Origin of the sequence: Celerinatantimonas sediminis (assembly GCF_046054195.1) — a bacterium.
In the GTDB taxonomy this organism is placed as follows: domain Bacteria; phylum Pseudomonadota; class Gammaproteobacteria; order Enterobacterales; family Celerinatantimonadaceae; genus Celerinatantimonas.
Genome location: NZ_JBEQCS010000001.1, coordinates 506458 through 528248 on the forward strand (window position 1 = coordinate 506458; position 21791 = coordinate 528248).

Genomic DNA, 21791 nt, shown 5'->3' on the forward strand with positions numbered 1-21791 from the left:
CTTCCTGCTATGTCAGTTTTTTTATTTTATGTTTTTTAAGCAAAATCTATTAATATATCTGAATCATCTTATGAAGATCTCAAAGAGAAACCATTGCTAATAGGGTGAAGAACACCCTGTATTTTATAGCATAGATGTTCTAATGATATTAATAACCGCGTTCTAGTATTGGTTTTAAAAACCGCGCCGTGTGTGAAACCTTATTATCTGCAATTTCTTCTGGGCTACCCGTTGCGATAATTTCGCCGCCACCTTTACCTCCCTCAGGGCCAAGGTCGATAATCCAGTCGGCTGTTTTAATCACATCTAAATTATGTTCAATCACAACGACCGTGTTACCTTGATCGCGAAGTCGATGAATGACTTTCAGTAGCATATCGATATCGGCAAAATGCAGGCCTGTAGTCGGTTCATCTAAGATGTATAAGGTTGAGCCGGTATCTCGCTTGCTAAGTTCGCGCGCAAGTTTAATGCGCTGCGCTTCACCGCCACTGAGCGTGGTTGCTGCTTGTCCCAGTTTGATATACGACAGGCCAACATCCATCAATGTTTGCAGTTTACGAGCAATCGCAGGGACTGCATCAAAAAAGTCACGAGCCTCTTCAACGGTCATCTCCAGACATTCGTGAATGCTCTTGCCTTTATATTTAACTTCTAAGGTTTCACGGTTGTAGCGTTTGCCTTTGCAGGTATCACATGGCACGTAGATGTCCGGCAAAAAGTGCATTTCAACCTTAATTACGCCATCACCTTGGCAAGCTTCACAGCGCCCACCTTTTACGTTGAAACTAAAACGGCCAGGTTTATAGCCGCGCGCACGAGCTTCTGGCGTGCCAGCAAATAGTTCTCGTATCGGGGTGAAAATCCCAGTATATGTGGCTGGGTTTGAGCGCGGTGTACGGCCAATTGGACTCTGGTTGATATCGACAACTTTGTCGAGTTTATCCAGCCCATTAATCGCTAAATAAGGCGCAATATCATTGCCTTCGGCTTTATTGAGATCGCGATGGGCTATTTTAAATAGCGTGTCGTTGACCAGCGTTGACTTACCGGAGCCTGATACACCAGTTACACAGGTTAATAACCCAACTGGAAATTTAGCGGTGACATTTTTAAGGTTATTGCCGCTGGCGCCAACAATTTCAACCCAGTCTTTTTCGGGAACATGGCGCGCTTGTGGGATCGCAATGCGTTTTTTACCACACAAATATTGACCGGTCAGAGAGTCCGGTGTGTTGATGATTTTTTCAACGCTTCCCTCAGCGATGACCTTCCCACCATGTACGCCTGCGCCAGGGCCGATATCAACAACATAATCGGCGCAGCGAATCGCATCTTCATCATGTTCGACGACAATGACGGTATTGCCCATATCTCGCAAACTGGTAAGAGTGCTTAGCAGTCGTTCGTTATCGCGCTGATGCAAACCAATGGACGGTTCATCAAGTACGTACATAACGCCGACCAATCCTGCGCCAATTTGGCTGGCTAGGCGAATTCGCTGCGCTTCACCCCCCGAGAGGGTATCGGCACTACGCGAAAGCGATAGGTAATCCAGCCCAACGTTGACTAAGAAAGTTAATCGGTCATTGATCTCTTTTAAGATTTTGCTAGCAATCTGCGCTCGTTGGCCTGTTAGCTCGAGCGCTTGGAAAAATTCCAAAGCTTCATGAATCGACATCTGCGTAATGGCGGGCAGATTGGTCTGATGAATAAAAACATGACGCGCTTCTTCACGTAACCGACTGCCGTGGCAATGCGGACAAGGCTGGCTGGAGATATATTTGGCCAATTCATCGCGTACCGCATTTGATTCGGTTTCGCGATAGCGCCGCTGCATGTTAGGGATAACCCCTTCGAACGGATGTTCGCGAAGGGTTATATCGCCTCGGTCATTAACATATTTAAAGGCGATTTTGGTTTTGCCAGAGCCATACAGCAAAATTTGCTGAATATTTTCTGGTAATTCCTGATAGGGAATATCCAAGGCAAAATCATAGTGGTCGCTAAGCGAGCGCAGCATCTGGTAGTAGTAGAAATTGCGTTTATCCCAACCACGAATGGCGCCGCCTGAGAGGCTAATCTCTGCGTTCACAATTACTTTTTCTGGGTCGAAGAACTGCTCAATCCCAAGGCCATCACAGTGAGGGCAGGCACCTGCTGGATTGTTAAATGAAAAGAGCCGCGGCTCAATCTCTTGCATGCTATAGCCGCAAATTGGGCAGGCAAAATTAGCTGAAAAGATAAGCTCTTGCATCTGGCCATCCATTGCTGCGATGGTCGCGGTACCACCCGAGAGCTCAAGCGCTGTCTCAAAAGATTCGGCTAAACGCTGCTGCAGATCAGCTCGAACCTTAAAGCGGTCTACAACAACTTCAATGGTATGTTTTTTTCTAAGCTCAAGTGTTGGTGGATCGGATAAATCGCACACTTCACCATCGATTCGTGCGCGAATAAAACCTTGAGCATTTAAACTTTCTAATAACTTGATATGTTCGCCTTTGCGCTCTTTAACGACTGGCGCCAGCAGCATCAGGCGCGCGCCTTCATCAAGCTCAAGTACTTTATCGACCATCTGGCTGACAGTTTGTGCTGTCAATGGCAAATCGTGATGCGGACAACGCGGCTCGCCAACACGAGCATAAAGTAATCGTAAATAATCGTAAATTTCGGTGATGGTTCCGACCGTCGAACGAGGGTTGTGTGAGGTCGATTTTTGCTCGATGGAGATAGCAGGTGAAAGCCCCTCAATATGATCCACATCCGGCTTTTCCATCAGCGATAAAAATTGGCGTGCATAAGCGGAAAGAGACTCAACATAACGGCGCTGACCTTCGGCATAAAGCGTGTCGAACGCCAGTGATGACTTCCCTGAGCCGGATAAACCGGTGATGACAATGAGCTTGTCCCGAGGGAGCGTCAAATTGAGGTTTTTCAGGTTGTGGGTACGGGCCCCGCGTATCTCAATATTATCCATATCACCTAAAGCATAAGTTAATATTTAATCCAGCAGTATCGCATAATCAGATGCTATGAGCATCTTTTTACATAGCTGACGCAAGCTAAACAGCCATGTTATGATGCGCCCAATTGTAAACATTTGATAACATTTCTAGGAAATAAGATATGGCTCAAGAAGCGATTTCGGCAACAGAAAAGCGTGGCGCCATGTCGTTAGCACTGGTATTTGGGCTACGGATGGCCGGTTTATTTATGATAATGCCGGTTCTAGCGATCGCTGCACAACATCTTAAAGGATTCTCCCCGGTTACCGTTGGACTTGCCATCGGGGCTTATGGTTTAACCCAAGCTATTTTGCAGATCCCAATGGGATATCTATCGGATCGCATTGGTCGTAAACCGGTGATTACCACTGGCTTAATTATTTTTGCCATCGGTAGTGTCATCGCTGCGATGAGCGATTCAATGACTGGCATTATTGTGGGCCGCGCCGTGCAGGGCGTTGGGGCTATTGCGAGTGCTATTTTAGCGCTGGCCGCTGACTTAAGCCGCGAAGAACATCGCTCAAAAGTGATGGCAACCATCGGTATGAGTATTGGCTTGGCATTTGCTGCCTCCTTGGTATTTGGCCCGCCACTGGCCAGCTGGATTGGCTTAAATGGCATGTTTTGGGTGAGTGCTGGATTTGCAATTTTAGGTATTTTGGCTGTTTGCTTGGTCGTGCCGAGCGTCTCAACCCATGCGCCTAAAGGTGAAGTGGCAACCTCTGTTGCACAGTTTGCTAAAGCGGTTAAAAATCCCCAGTTGCTGCGTTTAGATTGGAGTATTTTTGCTCTTCATCTATTACTCACTGCTGAGTTTGTGCAGTTTCCTGGGCGCTTAGTCGAGGCGGGGCTTTCAACATCGCATCAGTGGTATTTGTATCTGCCTGTGCTATTTGGATCGTTTATCCTGATGGTACCGATGCTGATATTTGCGGCCAAACGCAATCAACATCGTGGCTTTTTCCTGCTCGCTTTGGCTATCTTTCTGGTTTCAAACATCATCTTATTGTTTGCCAGTAGTTTGCCGATGCTGATTATCAGCGCGTTATTGTTCTTTACTGGCTTTAACTACATGGAAGCGTCACTCCCGGCAATGATCTCATCGCTCGCACCAGCAGGGCAAAAAGGTGGGGCGATGGGCGTATATTCAACTTGCCAATTTATCGGTGCTTTTGTCGGTGGCTCTTTAGCGGGGTTAGTGATGAGCCATTTAGGGCGTGAACCGCTGGTGATTGCTGCTATTGTCGTACTGGTGATTTGGGCGATTATTGCTTTGGGGCTAAAAGTACAAAGTGGCCTTAAAAATTACACCATCAGCTTTGAGCAGCGTCTTGACAGTCATGCATTGGCCAACCATTTGGGCCAGCTTGAAGGCGTGCAAGAAGTTGTGGTCATTCCTGATGATAAAACCGCTTATCTGAAGGTGATTAATAAGCAATTTGACTTAGCTTATGCTCAAGCTTTGGTGCATGAGTTTGGTCGAGCTGACAAATAATTTTATAAGCTGTAGCTCAGTGAGTTAGCGGTCTGGCCATCGGCTGGGCTGCGCTTGTCGATAGAGATTGCGATAAAGAGTGTGGATCGTGATTCTAACCTCCCTTATAATTTAGCGAATAATAAAAGCAATGTCGGCACATCCAATGTGTTAACGAGGCATCCGTTAATGGTTGCCATTTCATTGTTTTTAAACATCTTAAATGGTCTGAAATCGATTTAAAAAGAGGCATGTATGAGCAGCAGAGGTGTGAATAAAGTAATCCTGGTCGGTAATTTAGGTCAGGACCCGGAAGTGCGTTACATGCCCAATGGTAACGCAGTAGCCAATGTGACTGTGGCAACGTCAGAAAACTGGAAAGATCAGCAAGGTCAGCAACAGGAAAGAACCGAGTGGCATCGCGTGGTTATGTTCCGCCGTTTGGCTGAAATTGCCGGTGAATATCTGCGCAAAGGTTCAAAGGTTTATATCGAAGGCAAATTGCAAACGCGTAAATGGCAAGATCAACAAGGTCAGGATCGTTATACGACTGAAATCGTCGCCAATGAGATGCAGATGCTTGATAGCCGCGGTGCAGGTCAAGGCATGGGCCAAGGTCAAGGCGCGCCGGCACAAAATAACTGGAGTAATCAAAACCAAGGTGGTGGATTTAACCAGCAGCAACCTCAGCAGCAGGGCGGGTTTAATCAACAGCCTCAAGGTGGTTTTAATAACAATCAAAACCAGCAAGCACCACGCCCACAACAGGCAAGCACACAAAGTCCACAGCAGCAGCCAACTTATAATGAGCCGCCAATGGACTTTGATGACGATATTCCGTTCTAGCGATTACCTGAGACCTAGTTTTGTTAAGTTTTATAATTGAGTAACCAATTTGAAGCCCCGTTTTTACGGGGCTTTTTTGCCGACTTTTCTGGCAATCGATTTAATTTGTGATGGCGGAATACCATACATTTCACGAAAGCAAGTGCTTAAGTAACTCGCACTTTCAATTCCTACCCTAAGCGCTACCTCTTTTATGTGTAGTGAAGGGTCTGCAGTGATCATCGTGTAAGCTAGTTTAATCCTTGATTCTTTAATGAAAGTGCTAATACCTAACCCCTCTTTTTGAAACTCTCTATACAATTTGGCTCTAGATACAAAAAAATTATTACAAATATATTCAACTGATAAATTAGGGTCGGTTAAATGATCGCTAATATATAGTTTAACTGCATTGACCAATCCTTTTTTTGATAAACTAATATAATCTGTTTTTTCCTCTATAAATAGAGTGTTTATCAGTGAAAAAATAGTTCGTTGAATTTTATCCAGTTCATTTGGCTTAACAAATGGGATATGTTTGCTTAACGATATTAAATATTGCTTGAATAATTTTTCAGAGCAACTATTTGGTTCTATAATAATACCCACTTTAGCGGGAAAACTTGTAGCATACTTATGTAATAGTTTTGAAGGAATAGCTAACGAAATTAGCTCAGCATCATTACTATAAGTCGCTTTAAATGAGCTATTTAAATCTATTAAATGAACTTCCTTAGCAATTGGGTAGATTTTATTTTTGTATTCGAAAGAACTATTGCCTGATAATAAGAATTGAATAATAATAAATTCAGAGCTATCTTTTTCTAAATCATTATTTCTAATTAATTCTTCTGAAAATAGATAGCTTTGAATAAAAAAAATGCCATTTATATTCAAGTATGTCAATCGATGTTTGTCGTTAGTTTTTCGAGTAGGTGATAAAGTAAAATACTGTGAAAATATTTTTGAAAAGATTACATCAGAATTTTTATATGTTTCAATCAGTCTTGGAAAAATATTCGGTGCTTTATGGTCGGATGAGCTATCTTCTTGATACATAAAATTCCTTCTTCTCGTTATGGTTTTTACTTCAGTCTAGATATTTAATTTATAAATTATGATTAATTGGTATGACATATAGGTGTTTGCCTCGTTTCTCTATAGATGTGAATGATCTTAGAAAGGTTATATAGTTATTAGAATTGATTATATATGATATATAATTTGACAAAGAGCTATAGCTGTTTATGTAAACTGTACTAACAGTATTATAGATATAAACAGGTATAAATTTTATTATCATCAAATAATCTAACTTTATGCAAGTTGTAAAACATTAATAGGGTAATTATGAGATAAATTTAAAAGTTTTAGCCGTTACATGACATAAATCGCTATGTCAAACAAAGTGATAGGAAGAAAATTAAGCAATATCATCTCTATATATTAAATGATTCAGAATAAAATATGTAACTACTAGTGCCTATCTTCCTGAAACCATAAAATGACCTAGTTGGATAAAAAAACATCATCGTTGGAGGTGAATCGATTTAGCTACCCGTTAGACGGGATAAATATAGTGAAAGATAATTCATTACTAAATGTATGGACATTAAAGCTTTGTGTACCAATTCATTACAAAATTCATGGTTATTAAAACTTTGTATACCAATTTACGACTAAATATAGGTTTGTTAAAATCTAGCATACCAATTTCTTGTCTTAATTTTGAACTCATACTTATTATATACCATATTATTTTAATTAAATAATATATTAAAATATATTAATACTTATAATTAAATCTATATTTATTATAATTTAAATAATAGTTGATCGAGCTATATTAAATGGCGACATTTATAGCTATAAATTCTATTTAATACATTCAATTATATGAAAAAAATTGCTGCTATTATTTGTGTTTTTTCTTTTTTATTATTTTGTGAAAAGGGAATTTCCAAAACGAAAATAATTGACTTACAACAAGCTATAGATTTAGCGATGACTAACAGTCCTAGTATTAAAAGTAAATTATACGGAGTGGGCATGAAAGAGCATCAACTAGATGCTAAAAAAACCTCTTGGTATCCGACTTTGTCAGGAAACTATGGCAAAGATATGCATTACAAAGAACATGACGGCTCCATTACAATTTCTCAACCTATCTGGTCTTTTAATAAAATATCTGCAGATATTAACTATTCAAAAAATGAAGTAAATTTGGCTAAATTAAATTTGGAAAAAGAAAAAAATAAAATTTTAGATAAAACTCTTGAATACTACATATCAATTGTTGGGCTGCAACAACAAATATCAGTAATCAATGAAAGTATAGCAATTGATGAGAAGTTAGTGAGCAGAATTAAACGTCGTTACCAAGGACAGCTAGCCTCAAAAGCTGATGTAATCTTATCATCATCTAGGCTTGCTCAAGTAAAGGCTGATAAACAAAAAGCATTGGGGAAATTAAGAACATCAATTTTGAATTTAGAATCGTTAACCAACACAGAGATAGAGTCAGTTGTAAATTTAAAATATGAAAATATAGTCCTGCCCGCAGATGGTGCAATTCATAGCCTGGTCCTTTCTAATAACACGGACCTTTTATATGCCAAGGGTCAAATAAGTGAGTCAAAACGAGATAGCGACAGGGTTAAAGTGAGCATGATGCCTACCATTTATCTCCAAGTTACTCATACATATTCAGAACGAAGCTCATATGCTAATGAAACTCAATATGGTTTATATGTGAAAGCAAACCTTGATGGGTTTGGCTTTTTAGCAAAAAATAATATAGAAGCTGCACAATCAGCCATTAATTCAGCTATGTCTAATTTTGATTATGTTCGATTAGATGTAGAAGATAAATATAAAAGTTATATCGCTAATCGAGATGTCGAAAAGAATATAGCTGTAACTCAAAAAGATCTGATTATCGAACTTAACAAAACTTTCGATTCTTATGAACGCCTCTATAATAAAGGTAGGAAATCATGGTTAGATATATTAAATATTGCAAAAGAAATTTCTCAAGAAAAATTAAAACTTATAAATGCTAATAATTCAGTTCTTAGTTATAAAGCCAAGTTATCTATTTTATATAACAATATAAGTATTCAACAAAATTAATGGGATTTTTCTAAATGGAAATTTATAATATTTCAAAAGATCTTTTACATAAGGCGTTATATCAAAAAGGGATTCGAATTCCCAAGCAATTATTTGATGAGGAATATGATAAGCTTCAAGAAGAAAACCTGCCACCCTTAAAATCTTTGGGGTTATTATGTAATAACTTAAATCTTCGTGGTACTCGGTTATCTATGATTCGCTGGGATCGGCTTGACCGTCGAGTCCTTCCTGCTCCTATCTTCTTCAATAACCAATGGTGGATGGCAGACAATTCTGATGAAGAAGAAAAAATAAAAATAATAAATGAAGATGAGGAGGAGCAAGAAGTAACATCTGAACAACTTTTTGGGAATTGCTATGTATTATGGATTAAACATCCCAAAATCAGCATGTACAAGAATAATATAGGTAATAAAAAAATATCAAAAATAATATTGAAAGAGATCTTTAAAAGCAAATCTTGGCTAACCAATTGTATTATTGCGAGTGTAATAATTAATACGCTGGTCATTTTTACTTCGCTATTCTCGATGCAAGTTTATGACCGTGTTGTTCCAACACTTGCATTTTCTACATTAACGACCTTGTCTTTTGGTATGCTAATAGCTATTGCTATTTCATTTGTACTAAAAGTGTTACGCTCTCGTATCATTGAGTCGTTGGCCGCTGAAGTAGATGACACTGTAAGTTTAAAGATATTTGATCATTTACTAAAGTTGAAAATGGGAGTTGATAATTTTAGTTTAGGTTTGCTACATGCCCAAGTAAGTAGTTACGAAAATATAAGGAGATTTTTCTCAGGTAACGTGATTTTTAGTATTGTTGATTTACCCTTTGCCTTTTTATTTATCGCATTTATTTATCTTGTTGGGCATGATATGGGGATTGTCTACACTATCTTTTTTGGGATATCTCTGATTGTTGGATTATTTTCATACTTCTTATCGAAAGATGTTGTGAGAAAGCAAATCACACAATCTAATGAGCGAGAAGGATTATTGGTTGATTCGATTCGAGGTCTTGAAACGATTCGCACCAATAATGCTAACTGGCGATTTTTATTCAAATGGAAAGGTATTAATAGCTCCGTTTCAAAGTATAGTTACAAGCAGCGAGATGTAGGTCAACTTTGTAGTTCTATCATTTCAGGATTAGGGACGATGGCTTATGTTTCAGCGATCATTGTTGGTGTGATTCAGATAGCTAATGGTGATTTAACAACGGGTGGCATTGTCGCATCCACTATTGTCGGTTCTCGAATTATTAATCCTGTTGCACAACTGGCCAATACGCTTGTTCGTTGGCAGGGCGTTTCTCAATCCATTGCTCTAGTCGATGGCCTTTTAAATAAAGAAACAGAACGAAAATATGAGCAAGACTTACTGCTACTAGAAAAAAGTGTCACCAAAATCGCTTTAGCTAATGCGAAATTTTTCTATCCTGAATCTCCTACATACTCGTTTTATACTCCAGAACTTGAGTTTAACTCCGGTGACCGAGTGCTAATTTTAGGTTCGATTGGCGGTGGTAAGTCTACATTATTAAAAATGTTAGCGGGAATATATAGGCCAAATGAAGGAATGGTAAAAATAAATGACATTGATTTATGGGAAGTCGATCCTATTCAATTAAGCACCGAAATTTGTTATCTATCACAAGATAGTCAATTGTTTAAAGGAACATTAAGAGATAATTTGTCTTTGTCTGGAATGGTCGCTCCTGACTATGTATCAAAAATTGCCAATGAACTGGGAATTAACCAATTTGCATACAAAAGTCCCTATGGATTTGATATGCCTGTTCAAGAAGGCGGTCAGGGGTTATCTGGGGGGCAAAAGCAACTTGTTGCTCTAAATAGAGTCATTTCCTCTAATCCATCTGTTTGGCTACTAGATGAACCAACAACATCGATGGATAAATTAACTCAAGAAAGAGTCCTAGCCACACTTAAATCATATGTTAAGCCATCGGATATTTTAATTGTTTCTAGCCATAACGACACTTTATTAGATGGGTATATTAATAGAGTTATAAATATTGGGGATGGGAATATCATTAGTGATTCCTCTTTAAGAAAACCTGTAACAAGAATTAACAAAAATATTAAACTAAAACTCGCCTAGGATATTGCTATGAATTATCACAAAAGAAAGTTTGGTTTACTTTTTATTCCATTAATGATTTTTTTCATTGTGTTCATTTTATGGAGCTATTTTTTTAAAGTTGATCAAGTTGCTCGAGCTAGGGGAGAAGTGATTGCTAGCAGTCGGGTTCAGGTGATCCAGTCGGTTGATGGTGGTGTTATTCAAAGTATTAATGTTAAAGAAGGTGATATTGTCAAAAAAGGTGAAGTATTAGCTACTTTGGAACAAACCAGGGTTGGTGCAGCTGTCGATGAGATTCGGGCAAAACTTGTAGCTCAGCGGCTAAGGATTATTCGTCTTCGCGCTGAAGTTATTGGTAAAAAGACTGTTTCTTTCCCTGATAAATATAAAAAAAATTACCCTGATATTATCGAGGTCGAACGAGCTCTTTTTTATCAACGAGTCGAAGGGTTGCACTCCGAATTATCGAATCTGTATACCGCTAAAGCTTTAGCAGAAAAAGAGCTTAAAATGGTTACTGACTTGAAGCATCATGGTGATGTGAATGAGTCAGAATTGATTAAAGCGAAACAAAATTTCAATGAGTCCAAATCGAATATTATTAAGAAAAGGAATGATTATTTTGAGAAGGCCCGTTCAGAGCTAGCTAAAACTGAAGATGATGCTAGTCAGACAGAGCAAGTTTTAACTCGCAAAGAGCAGGAGTTAAAAGATAGTGTTTTTATCGCAAAAGTTCCTGGCATCGTTAAAAATATTAAAGTAACAACAATTGGTGGCGTTCTGCGGGCCGGTGAGGAACTGATGCAGATTGTTCCAACTGACGATCAACTTATTGTTGAGGCGAGGGTAAGGCCACAAGACATTGCTCGCGTTCATAAAGGTCTAGAATCTGAAATTCGCTTGGATCCTTTTGACTACACAATCTATGGAAGTGTCAAAGCAACCGTGAAGTATGTCAGTGCAGATACTTTAAAAGAAAAGGATGGCGATAATGAAGAGATTTTTTATCGAGTCCATGTCATACCTAATTTATCGCCAGTCAAAACGAATACTGGCCATCTAATTCATATCATTCCAGGAATGACCGCATCAGTCTCTATCAGAACTGGAACTCGGAGTTTGTTAGATTATTTATTAAAACCACTGCGTAAAACTATTTCACAATCATTTGGTGAAAAATAGTTATAATGGGAGAGAAAATTGACTTTCTTAAATTATGTTAAGTGGATATTTACGCTAAGTTGTATATTTTTATTAGTTGAGCTTTTGCCTCCTATTTCTAATGAAAATTTGAATTTTATTATTGTGTTCTTATTTTTCTGCTGCCTGATGTGTATTTGTATATGTGCTTTATATATAAATTTACATATTGCTAATAATCGCAAGAAAAATGTTAACTTTAAGAAAGTAGTAAATAACTTTATTTTTATAGATAATAAAAAATTCAACTATGATGTCGTTAACGAGAAAAAATCCATTTGTTTTTATTCAAATAAAAGTGATTAATATAATTTTAATAAAAATTATAAATCTAGATATTAATTTATTTAATATGCTGCTTTGCTAATATTAGTAGTGTTATCTAAGGAGATTGACAGTAATGCTTAACAGTTATCAGGTTTATGATCATAACACTATCTTTGATATTAGTCCTCGTGTAGAAAAAGTATGTCTTTCTTCTTCTGGAGACGTAGATTTTTATGAGTTACTTTCTAGTGTATATGTTGGAAAAATCAAGGTAGATCCACAAGAGTTTTTTGATAAGTTTGATCTGGCTGGATTATATATTATTTATAATAATGCTATTCGAGAATTAAAAGGGATGTCTATATTTAAGGTTTCTGTAAATATCAATAAGGATTTTCTTTATTCTAAATATATAGAAAAGTTAGCAACTGAAAATAAATCATCATCTATTTTTTTTGAAATTAGCGAAGCAGAACAATTTAAGTTTTCCAATGATGCGTATAAGCGACTCGAATATCTTAGAGATAAATATTCAATACAGTTTATATTAGACGATTTTGGTGCGAAAAATTCCAATTTTGATTTTATTATTAAAAATAGATTTCATGCTGTAAAGATTGATAAAAGTGCTTTTTGGGATTTCTTTGAAAATGATAAAGAATTTTTGTCTAAATTGATTGGCTATCTTAAGTTGAAAACTGAAAAAGTAGTCATTGAAGGGGTCGATTCATATGAAAAATATATTTATTGCCAATCAAATCATTGTTTAATGCAGGGGTATTTTTTAGAACGAGCTTCTGATCTTCATGAAACAACGCCAGGGTTAAATAGATAGAACGAAGGCTTAATCTATATTTGCTAGTCAAAATTTATTGATAAAATTGTCTATATAAAAATATCTAAAAATGAGATAAATTTAAATGTTTTTGAGACGATATTTAATATAGATGGTATTCATAAACATTATAAACTTAGGTAATATTTATTTTTAGAGGAAAATCTTACACACACATTTCATGCTACGAAATGTTTTTTAAGTTTACGAAATGTTAAGGGATTATAGTGATAGATTTTAAAAGAGAAAGAATTGCGGTCGTCTTTAAAGACGGATTAGATTATTGCACTAATTTTTGTGAGCTATGTAAGTTCTATAATGACGGAATCGTTATAGATGATTCAAGCTATCTTAAGGGAGGAAATCTTTTTTTTAATGGTGAACGCCGTTCTATTAATAAGTCATATTATCGGATTCTCTGCGCATTAGTTGCTAATGTAGGAAATGTAGTTACGCGAGAATACTTACTCAAATATGGCTGGTTAAATCAAACCAATGTGATTAATAATGTTAATGTTGCTATCTCTGAATTACGGTCTTCACTGCGAGGTACGAATATGCAAATAATTACGATTAGAAAAGTAGGCTACTTATTGGTTGTCCAAGAATGAAATGTACTACATTAATTAATCTGTATTAATATATAGACATGTTTTAAGTGGTTTTTATTACATGTCTATATAAATAAATTTTTTATATATTCAATTTCTTCTTCATTTAGTGGTTTTCTATTAGTTGTTTTTATTCTGTTTTTTTCAGGTTCGTTAAAAAAAGATAACATTTTACTGCATAGATAAATCTTATCCATTTCCGAAATATTGTTCAGCCCTTTTTTGATGCTATTGAACAATAGATCTCTTATTTCTAATTCTATTTCATTATGTTTGATATTATCATTTAGCAAATCTGCCATTTGTGTTAGCAGATAAAAAAAGCTTTTATCTATGCTTGATGTCTTATGCAAAAGATAGACTCCTGTTGATGATGTTTTTTAATCATCCTATAACTATTTTTTTATCGCAACTAAAGCAGTAAAAATAAAATTTATAATCAATATTATAAATGAGTCTTTATATTAATAATTTTAAACATAATAAAAATTATTGATCGTCAAATATCACTCTATAAGTTGTTTTCTATACCTGTTTGATAAATAGTAGTAAGTGTGAAAATTATAAAAAGGATATAGAGATGGAAGTTGGATATATACGTTATGCAGATGGCAATTCAAAAGATGGAAAACAGCTTTTCGGTATAAAGCTAGATAGAGTTTTTGAAGAAATATCTATTCAATCAGTCACTGATAGAAATGTTTGGCACAATTGTAAAGATTTTTGTCGAAGTGGCGACACTGTGCATGTTAATTCTATCGATAGAATTTGTCATAAAGATATTGGCGAAGCCTTAGCTTCAATTGATGAATTAAATTCGCGAGGAGTTAATGTCGTTTTCCATAAAGAAGATCTTGTCTTTAAAGCTGATGCATCATCTTTGCAGCTCGCAATGATTCAACTTTTAACATTTATTTATGACGCTGAACGAGTTCTTGGTAATGAAAGTAAAGTCAAAAAAATTGATGTTACGAAATTAGTGAATTCAAAATAATATAAATATTAATAATATTTATTATGTTATGCGTTTATCTCTATAAATCTATAGTTACAAATACGCCTAATCATATCGAAGGGATATCTGGTTATGAACACATTCTTATTACTAATTAATGGCAAGGCTATTTCAAAAGTTTCTTCTGAGGAACTAGCTGCCTTTAAAATTAACGCTGTGGAAGGAGCTAAGTTCGCACTCGTCGATTTAGCAACAGGTAAATTTCCTGATTACGTACAGATGACTAACTTCCATGACAGCCTCAATATTTATATTCATGGCAAGCTAGTTGTTGTGGTCAATGAGTTTTTTGATACCTCGAAGCATGCCTCTTTAGATACTCATGTTTCCTATGACATGGAGCAGGTTCAAGATCTTATTTTAGATGTCCCTGCAACTGAAAATCTTGACGCTGCCATTGACGAAGCAAGCTCGCAGGATGCCAGTAGCGAGGTTCAAGATGGCTCTTCATCCTTGTTTACGCCTTCTTCTCTTATCCTAGCGGGGGTCACTGGTCTGATTGGTGGTGGCATTGGTTATGCAGCAGGTGATGATAATAGTGATAGTGGCTCTAGTTCAGCAACTTCTACGAATAACGAAAGCGAAGCCATTTCATTTGCGTTAGCAGATGATACCGGCAGTTCTGATTCAGACAGTATTTCAAATGATGCGACTATTAATGTTGAGCTCTCCTCTGATGCTGCAAGCTGGGTATATTCAACCGATGGTGGTGAAACCTGGACGACTGGTTCAGGTACTAGCTTTGATTTAGATGAAGGAACTTATGCCGCTGGTGAAATTGAGGTTCGCCAGTTTGATGATAGTGGCAATATGATTGGTACTACTGCAACCAATAGCGACGCGATTACTATCGATACTACCGCTCCTGATGCTCCATCGTCTTTAAGCTATAGTACTTCGAATTTAACCGTCACCGTCACCTTATCTGATTCATCTGATTCATGGGAATATTCAACCGATGGTGGCGATACATGGACAGATGGCTCTGGCACATCGTTTGTTCTAGATAGTAATACCACCTATGCAGCTGATGCTATTCAGGTTCGCGAAACGGATACAGCGGGTAACGTCAGTACTGTTACAAGTAATGACACAGCAGTAACAGCCTCTGCTGATACGCTCACAGTTAGCGTAGCTGCCGGTACGTTTATCTCTACCGTTGAAATTACTGTATATGATGCCGATGGGAACGTGCTCGACCAAACGGATTGGGATTACAGTAGTGGAGATTATGTATTTACCAATGACACTGATTACTCAGGTAACATTTTAGTCGTTGTTTCTGATGCCAACGGTGATGATGCAGACTATATCGATGAAACAACTGGTGAGGAAGTAAGCCTAGGTAGTACGACTTTGAGTGCAATGTACTCGATTGGCTCAGATGATGATAGTTCTACGCTAAGTGTTACGCCTTTAACTGAATTAGCCGCCACTTTAGCTGGAGTTACGGTAGACTCTTTAAGCAGTGATGGCTTATCTGACGATCAGGTTTCATATAACAGCTCTGTTGCTGAGCTGTTTAATTTGAGCAGTATTACTAGCGAAGTCTCTACCACTAGCAGTGATTCATATGATTCGTCAGATGGGACGGATGATTCAGAAGCTTATGGTTCTATCCTAGCCATTTTATCAGCCTTAGATGAAAGTACAGGTAGTGTTTCTGATACGATAAGCGCATTAGTGGCAGAGTTAACAACTGAAGATGATGGAAGCTTAAGTCTTTCTGATGACGGTTTATCCCTTCTTGAAGCAGCCATCACAAATTATAACAATTCAGTCTCCTCAACAGGTAATGCTTCTGTTTCTACAACCACTTTCGATGATCCTGAGGTTAGCGTTTCTGATACTTCTATTTCTGCCGATGAAAGCTTGGTATTTCAAAGTACTCAAACAGGTACAGCTTATTTAGTCAGTACATCGGTTACTGTGGACGACTCTACCGACCTTGCTACTGTGGCAACAGCCTCTCAAACCATTACCGCCTCAGGTGTTGACACTACCTTTAGCTTGGATGATGTCACAGATGGGACCTACGTTTTATATGTTGAAAACTATTCCGGTGATATTAGTGCAGCCTCTAGCGCCATTACTATTGATACCACCGCGCCTACGGCAACAGCCACCACAGATAATAGTGTGATAACCGTTAGCAGTGATGAAGCCGGTGATGTGTATGTGGTTGCCAGCGGTACCGAAGTTTCGAGTGTCTCCGATTTAGGTAATTCGATGGGGAAAATCAGCGCAGATGGCACCCTGGACGTTACAAAATCCACTGATGGTACATATGATGTCTATGTTGTTGATAGTGCTGGCAATATTAGTGATGCCATAACGGTTACCGTGGATACCACCGCACCGACCGCCACTGCAACGGCTGCTGATGATGTGATCACTGTGACCAGTGATGAAGCCGGTGATGTCTATGTGGTAGCCAGTGGCACGGATGTCTCGAGTCTTTCTGATTTGGGCGATTCTGTTGGCACCATTACTGCCGATGGCACCCTGGATATTACCGAATCTACCGATGGCTCTTATGATGTCTACGTGGTTGATGCCGCAGGCAATATTAGTTCTGCCGTTTCCGTCACAGTTGAGATAACCAGCTCTGATACCACTGCACCAGATGCAACCGCAACAGTTGCTGATGATGTGATCACCGTGAGCAGTGATGAAGCCGGTGATGTGTATGTGGTCACCAGTGGCACGGATATCAGCGACGGCGTTTCTGCATTAGGTGAATCAGTGGGCACCATTACTGCCGATGGCACATTAGATATTACCGAATTGACCGATGGCTCTTATGATGTCTACGTTGTAGATGCTTCCGGCAATATTAGTAGTGCAGCGACAGTCACAGTCGATACCACTGCGCCAACAGCGGGTGCGATGGTTGATGATGATGTGATCACTGTGTCCAGTGATGAAGCCGGTGATGTGTATGTGGTGGCTAGTGGCACGGAATTCACGAGCGATACACTCTCTTCGTTTACCTCGGTGGGCACAATTACCGCCGATGGCACTTTAGATATTAATGAATCTACCGATGGCTCATACGATGTCTATGTCGTGGATGCCGTTGGCAATATTAGTAGTGAATCAACAGTCACAGTCGATACGACTGCGCCAACCTCGGGGGCAACGGTTGCTGATGATGTGATCACCGTGAGCAGTAATGAAGCCGGTGATGTGTATGTGGTCACCAGTGGCACGGATATCAGTGCGGGCATTTCTGCACTGGGTGATTCAGTTGGCACCATTACTGCCGATGGCACCCTGGATATTACCGATTCCACCGATGGCTCATACGATGTTTATGTCGTAGATGCTTCCGGCAATATTAGTACTGCAGCATCGGTAACAGTCGATACCACTGCACCAGATGCAACCGCAACAGTTGCTGATGATGTGATCACCGTGAGTAGTGATGAAGCCGGTGATGTCTATGTGGTGGCCAGTGGCACGGAATTCACGAGCGATACACTCTCTACGTTTACCTCGGCGGGCACCATTACCGCCGATGGCACGTTAGATATTAATGAATCTACCGATGGCTCTTATGATGTCTACGTGGTTGATGCTTCAGGCAATATTAGTACTGCTGCATCGGTAACAGTCGATACCACTGCACCCACCGCGGGGGCGACGGTTGCTGATGATGTGATCACCGTGAGCAGTAATGAAGCCGGTGATGTTTATGTGGTCGCCAGTGGCACGGAATTCACGAGTGAGACACTCTCTTCGTTTTCCTCAGTGGACACCATTACCGCCAATGGCACTTTGGAGATTAATGGATCCGCCGATGGCTCTTACGATATCTATATCGTGGATGCTGCAGGCAATATTAGTAGTGCAGCATCGGTAACAGTAGATACTACGGCACCAACTCTTGAGTCAGTATCGACTAGTGGTGATGAAATCACACTCATCTCAAGTGAAGATGGCACGGTATATATTGTCGCTTCGAGTGATACCACTTATAGCGATAAGGACTCTCTCGAGGGTGTTGCCATTACCTCGGTATCTGTGTCAGCTGATATTTCCGCATCGGTGAGTGTCACCGATGATGGCTCCTACGATATCTATATCGTTGATGAATCAGGAAATGTGAGTGCGCGAACAACCATCACAACAGATTCATCTATTTCTGCAGATGTCAGTGATGATGTGATTACCGTGACCAGTACTGTGGCAGGTGATGTGTATGTGGTGGCCAGTGGCACGGAATTCACGAGTGAGACACTCTCTTCGTTTTCCTCAGTGGACACCATTACCGCCAATGGTTCGTTAGATATTACTGAATCCACCGATGGTACATACGATGTGTATGTGGTCGATAGCAGTAACACGATTAGCAGTGCGGCAACAGTCACAGTCGATACCACCGCACCGACAGCAACCGCTACGGTTGATGAAGGTGTCATCACCGTGACCAGTGATGAAGCGGGCTATGTCTATTTGGTGTCCAGTGGTACAGATATCAGTGCGGGCATTTCTGCATTGGGCGATTCTGTTGGCACGATTAAAGCTGATGGCACGTTAGATATTAGTGAATCCACCAATGGTTCATATGATGTGTACATTGTTGATAGCGACGGCAATATTAGCGATGCCGTAACAGTTACCGTGGATACCACTGCACCAACAGCGGGGGCAACGGTTGATGATAATGTGATCACCGTGACCAGCGATAAAGCGGGTGATGTTTATGTGGTTGCCAGTGGTTCGGATGTATCGAGTCTTTCTGATTTGGGCTCCTCAGTAGGTACCATTACTGCCGATGGCACATTAGATATTACCGAATCGACCGATGGCTCATACGATGTCTATGTTGTGGATGCAGCAGGCAATATTAGTAGTGCAGCGACAGTCACAGTCGATACGACTGCGCCAACAGCGGGGGCGACGGTTGCTGATAATTTGATCACCGTGAGCAGTAATGAAGCCGGTGATGTCTATGTGGTGGCCAGTGGCACGGATATCAGTGCGGGCATTTCTGCACTGGGTGATTCAGAAGGTACTATTACCGCCAATGGCACGTTAGATATTAGTGAATCCACAGATGGTTCATACGATATCTATGTCGTGGATGCAGCAGGCAACATTAGTAGTGCAGCAACCGTTACAGTGGATACTACGGCACCAACTCTTGAGTCAGTATCGACTAGTGGTGATGAAATCACACTCACCTCAAGTGAAGATGGCACGGTATATATTGTCGCTTCGAGTGATACTACTTATAGCGATAAGGACTCTCTCGAGGCTGTTGCCGTTACATCGGTATCTGTGTCAGCTGATATTTCCGCATCAGTGAGTGTCACCGATGATGGCTCCTACGATATCTATCTTGTTGATGAATCGGGAAATGTGAGTGCGGTAACAACCATTACAACAGACTCATCTATTTCTGCAGATGTCAGTGATGGTGTGATCACCGTGACCAGTGCGGTGGCAGGTGCTGTGTATGTGGTGCCCAGCGGCACTTCGGTGTCAAGCGTGGCTGATTTGGGCACTTCAGTGGGGACCATTGATGCGGATGGTTCGTTAGATTTTACCGAATCCACCGATGGTACATACGATGTGTATGTGGTCGATAGCAGTAACACGATTAGCAGTGCGGCGACTGTAACCGTAGATACCTCTCCGGCGACAGCAAGTGCGACGGTTGATGGTGACGTAATTACTGTGAGCAGTAATGAAGCGGGCGATGTGTATGTGGTAGCCGGTGGTTCGGATGTCTCGAGTCTTTCTGATTTGGGCGATTCCGTAGGCACCATTACCGCTAATGGCACATTAGATATTACCGAATCTACCGATGGCTCTTATGATGTCTATGTTGTGGATGCCGCAGGCAATATTAGTAGTGCAGCGACAGTCACAGTCGATACGACTGCGCCAACCGCGGGAGCAACGGTTGCTGATGATGTAATCACCGTGAGCAGTAATGAAGCCGGTGATGTCTATGTGGTGGCCAGTGGCATGGATATCAGTGCGGGCATTTCTGCACTGGGTGATTCAGAAGGTACTATTACCGCCAATGGCACGTTAGATATTAGTGAATCCACCGATGGTTCATACGATGTCTATGTTGTGGATGCAGCAGGCAACATTAGCAGTGCGGCGACTGTAACCGTAGATACCTCTCCGGCGACAGTAAGTGCGACGGTTGATGGTGACGTAATTACTGTGAGCAGTAATGAAGCGGGCGATGTGTACGTGGTAGCCAGTGGTTCGGATGTCTCGAGTCTTTCTGATTTGGGCAATTCCGTTGGCACCATTACCGCCAATGGCACCTTCGATATTACTGAATCTACCGATGGCTCTTACGATGTCTATGTGGTCGATGCCTCTGGCAATATTAGCAGCGCTTACTCGGTAACAATTGATACGACAGATCCTGAGTTTGATGGAACCTCTCCGGATGATGCTAGCTACGTCAATTCAGACAGTATTAGCTTTTCTAGTAATGAAACAGGCATAGCCTATTTAGTTACCAGTGAATATACATCTCTTAGCAATGTTATTGATGCAGCAGGTGATAACTACATTACGATTTCTGATGCTGATTCAACATATAGCTTCAATGGTTTAGCTGATGGAACCTATTACATCTATTTAGTTGATAGCTCGAATAATATCAGTGAAGCCTTAGAAGTTACGGTGGATACAACTGCCCCGACGATTAGTTCTGCAGAGGTATCGGGCACGACTCTGACCGTCGAAACCGATACAAATGAAAGCAGCTACACCGTGTATGTGGTGGACGCCAGTGATACGGTCTATACCGATGACTCGTTGAACGATTTAATAGATGCAGAGGTCGCGAAGGGAACGGTTTCGGATGGGACCGGGACGCTGACCGGATTAGCGGATGGAACCTACGATGTGTATGTGGTGGATGCTGCGGGGAATGTGACGGAGTGGTCAAGTTCTGTCACGGTGGATGAAACCGGCCCGACGATTAATGATGTGACCGTATCGAGCGCGACCCTTACCGTCGATACCGATACAGATGAAAGCAGCTACACCGTGTATGTGGTGGACGCCAGCTCGTCAATATCTGCTGATAATACGTTGAGTGATTTACAAGATGCGGCGGTCGCGATGGGAACCGTCTCGGATGGTACTGGGACGATTAGCGGGTTAGCTGATGGGACCTACGACGTATATGTGGTGGATGCAGCGGGGAATGTGACGGAGTATACAGATTCGGTCACGGTCAGTGCCCCTGACATTATTGATGTAGACACGACTAGTTCAACGTTTACAGTGACCGCCAGTAGTGATGTTGCGATTACAGCAGTATATGCTGTGAGTAC

General features: G+C 40.1%; 12 protein-coding genes. 9 read left to right on the plus strand and 3 right to left on the minus strand.

Annotated elements, in window-relative coordinates; all coding sequences use genetic code 11:
- Window positions 1-148 precede the first annotated feature (148 nt).
- Window positions 149-2977, minus strand: coding sequence for an excinuclease ABC subunit UvrA (gene uvrA / locus ABTQ23_RS02380; protein ID WP_408614024.1), 2829 nt, complete (start codon window positions 2975-2977; stop codon window positions 149-151).
- A gap of 149 nt (window positions 2978-3126) precedes the next feature.
- On the opposite strand from uvrA, the gene ABTQ23_RS02385 reads away from it, so the two are divergent.
- Together ABTQ23_RS02385 and ssb are read left to right on the plus strand one after the other, a co-directional pair.
- Window positions 3127-4500 carry an MFS transporter gene (locus tag ABTQ23_RS02385; RefSeq protein WP_408614025.1) on the plus strand — a complete coding sequence of 458 codons (1374 nt, stop codon included), beginning with the start codon at window positions 3127-3129 and terminating at the stop codon, window positions 4498-4500.
- Between the two features lie 234 nt (window positions 4501-4734).
- Entirely contained in the window at window positions 4735-5325 is a 591-nt protein-coding gene (gene ssb, locus ABTQ23_RS02390) for a single-stranded DNA-binding protein (protein WP_408614026.1), read from the plus strand.
- A 63-nt stretch (window positions 5326-5388) separates the two neighbouring features.
- Here the strand turns inward: ssb and ABTQ23_RS02395 are convergent, their stop codons facing one another.
- Window positions 5389-6363, minus strand: coding sequence for a helix-turn-helix domain-containing protein (locus ABTQ23_RS02395; protein ID WP_408614027.1), 975 nt, complete (start codon window positions 6361-6363; stop codon window positions 5389-5391).
- An 837-nt stretch (window positions 6364-7200) separates the two neighbouring features.
- On the opposite strand from ABTQ23_RS02395, the gene ABTQ23_RS02400 reads away from it, so the two are divergent.
- The 5 genes from ABTQ23_RS02400 (at window position 7201) to ABTQ23_RS02420 (ending at window position 13457) form a co-directional block, all read left to right on the plus strand.
- Entirely contained in the window at window positions 7201-8436 is a 1236-nt protein-coding gene (locus ABTQ23_RS02400) for a TolC family protein (RefSeq protein WP_408614028.1), read from the plus strand.
- A gap of 14 nt (window positions 8437-8450) precedes the next feature.
- Window positions 8451-10562, plus strand: a complete 2112-nt coding sequence (locus ABTQ23_RS02405; protein WP_408614029.1) for an ATP-binding cassette domain-containing protein — start codon at window positions 8451-8453, stop codon at window positions 10560-10562.
- A gap of 9 nt (window positions 10563-10571) precedes the next feature.
- Window positions 10572-11726, plus strand: coding sequence for a beta-barrel domain-containing protein (locus ABTQ23_RS02410; protein WP_408614030.1), 1155 nt, complete (start codon window positions 10572-10574; stop codon window positions 11724-11726).
- A 418-nt stretch (window positions 11727-12144) separates the two neighbouring features.
- A complete protein-coding gene (locus tag ABTQ23_RS02415; protein ID WP_408614031.1) occupies window positions 12145-12846 on the plus strand; it encodes an EAL domain-containing protein in 702 nt (233 codons plus the stop codon).
- A gap of 227 nt (window positions 12847-13073) precedes the next feature.
- Window positions 13074-13457, plus strand: coding sequence for a winged helix-turn-helix domain-containing protein (locus ABTQ23_RS02420; protein ID WP_408614032.1), 384 nt, complete (start codon window positions 13074-13076; stop codon window positions 13455-13457).
- Between the two features lie 65 nt (window positions 13458-13522).
- Here ABTQ23_RS02420 and ABTQ23_RS02425 read toward each other — a convergent pair whose 3' ends face one another.
- Window positions 13523-13810, minus strand: coding sequence for a hypothetical protein (locus tag ABTQ23_RS02425; RefSeq protein WP_408614033.1), 288 nt, complete (start codon window positions 13808-13810; stop codon window positions 13523-13525).
- Window positions 13811-14037: 227 nt separating this feature from the next.
- Between ABTQ23_RS02425 and ABTQ23_RS02430 the strand changes: the two genes are divergently transcribed.
- A complete protein-coding gene (locus tag ABTQ23_RS02430) occupies window positions 14038-14451 on the plus strand; it encodes a recombinase family protein (protein ID WP_408614034.1) in 414 nt (137 codons plus the stop codon).
- Window positions 14452-14544: 93 nt separating this feature from the next.
- Window positions 14545-21791, plus strand: a 7247-nt coding sequence (locus tag ABTQ23_RS02435; RefSeq protein WP_408614035.1) for a hypothetical protein, incomplete at its 3' end; no start/stop codon positions are given.

Excerpts from the sequence above, each read along its gene's own strand:
- uvrA (WP_408614024.1), bottom strand. The coding sequence starts at position 2,977 with ATGGATAATATTGAGATACGCGGGGCCCGTACCCACAACCTGAAAAAC.
- ABTQ23_RS02410 (WP_408614030.1), top strand. The coding sequence starts at position 10,572 with ATGAATTATCACAAAAGAAAGTTTGGTTTACTTTTTATTCCATTAATG.
- ABTQ23_RS02430 (WP_408614034.1), top strand. The coding sequence starts at position 14,038 with ATGGAAGTTGGATATATACGTTATGCAGATGGCAATTCAAAAGATGGA.
- ABTQ23_RS02400 (WP_408614028.1), top strand. The coding sequence starts at position 7,201 with ATGAAAAAAATTGCTGCTATTATTTGTGTTTTTTCTTTTTTATTATTT.
- ABTQ23_RS02395 (WP_408614027.1), bottom strand. The coding sequence starts at position 6,363 with ATGTATCAAGAAGATAGCTCATCCGACCATAAAGCACCGAATATTTTT.
- ABTQ23_RS02415 (WP_408614031.1), top strand. The coding sequence starts at position 12,145 with ATGCTTAACAGTTATCAGGTTTATGATCATAACACTATCTTTGATATT.
- ABTQ23_RS02385 (WP_408614025.1), top strand. The coding sequence starts at position 3,127 with ATGGCTCAAGAAGCGATTTCGGCAACAGAAAAGCGTGGCGCCATGTCG.
- ABTQ23_RS02405 (WP_408614029.1), top strand. The coding sequence starts at position 8,451 with ATGGAAATTTATAATATTTCAAAAGATCTTTTACATAAGGCGTTATAT.
- ssb (WP_408614026.1), top strand. The coding sequence starts at position 4,735 with ATGAGCAGCAGAGGTGTGAATAAAGTAATCCTGGTCGGTAATTTAGGT.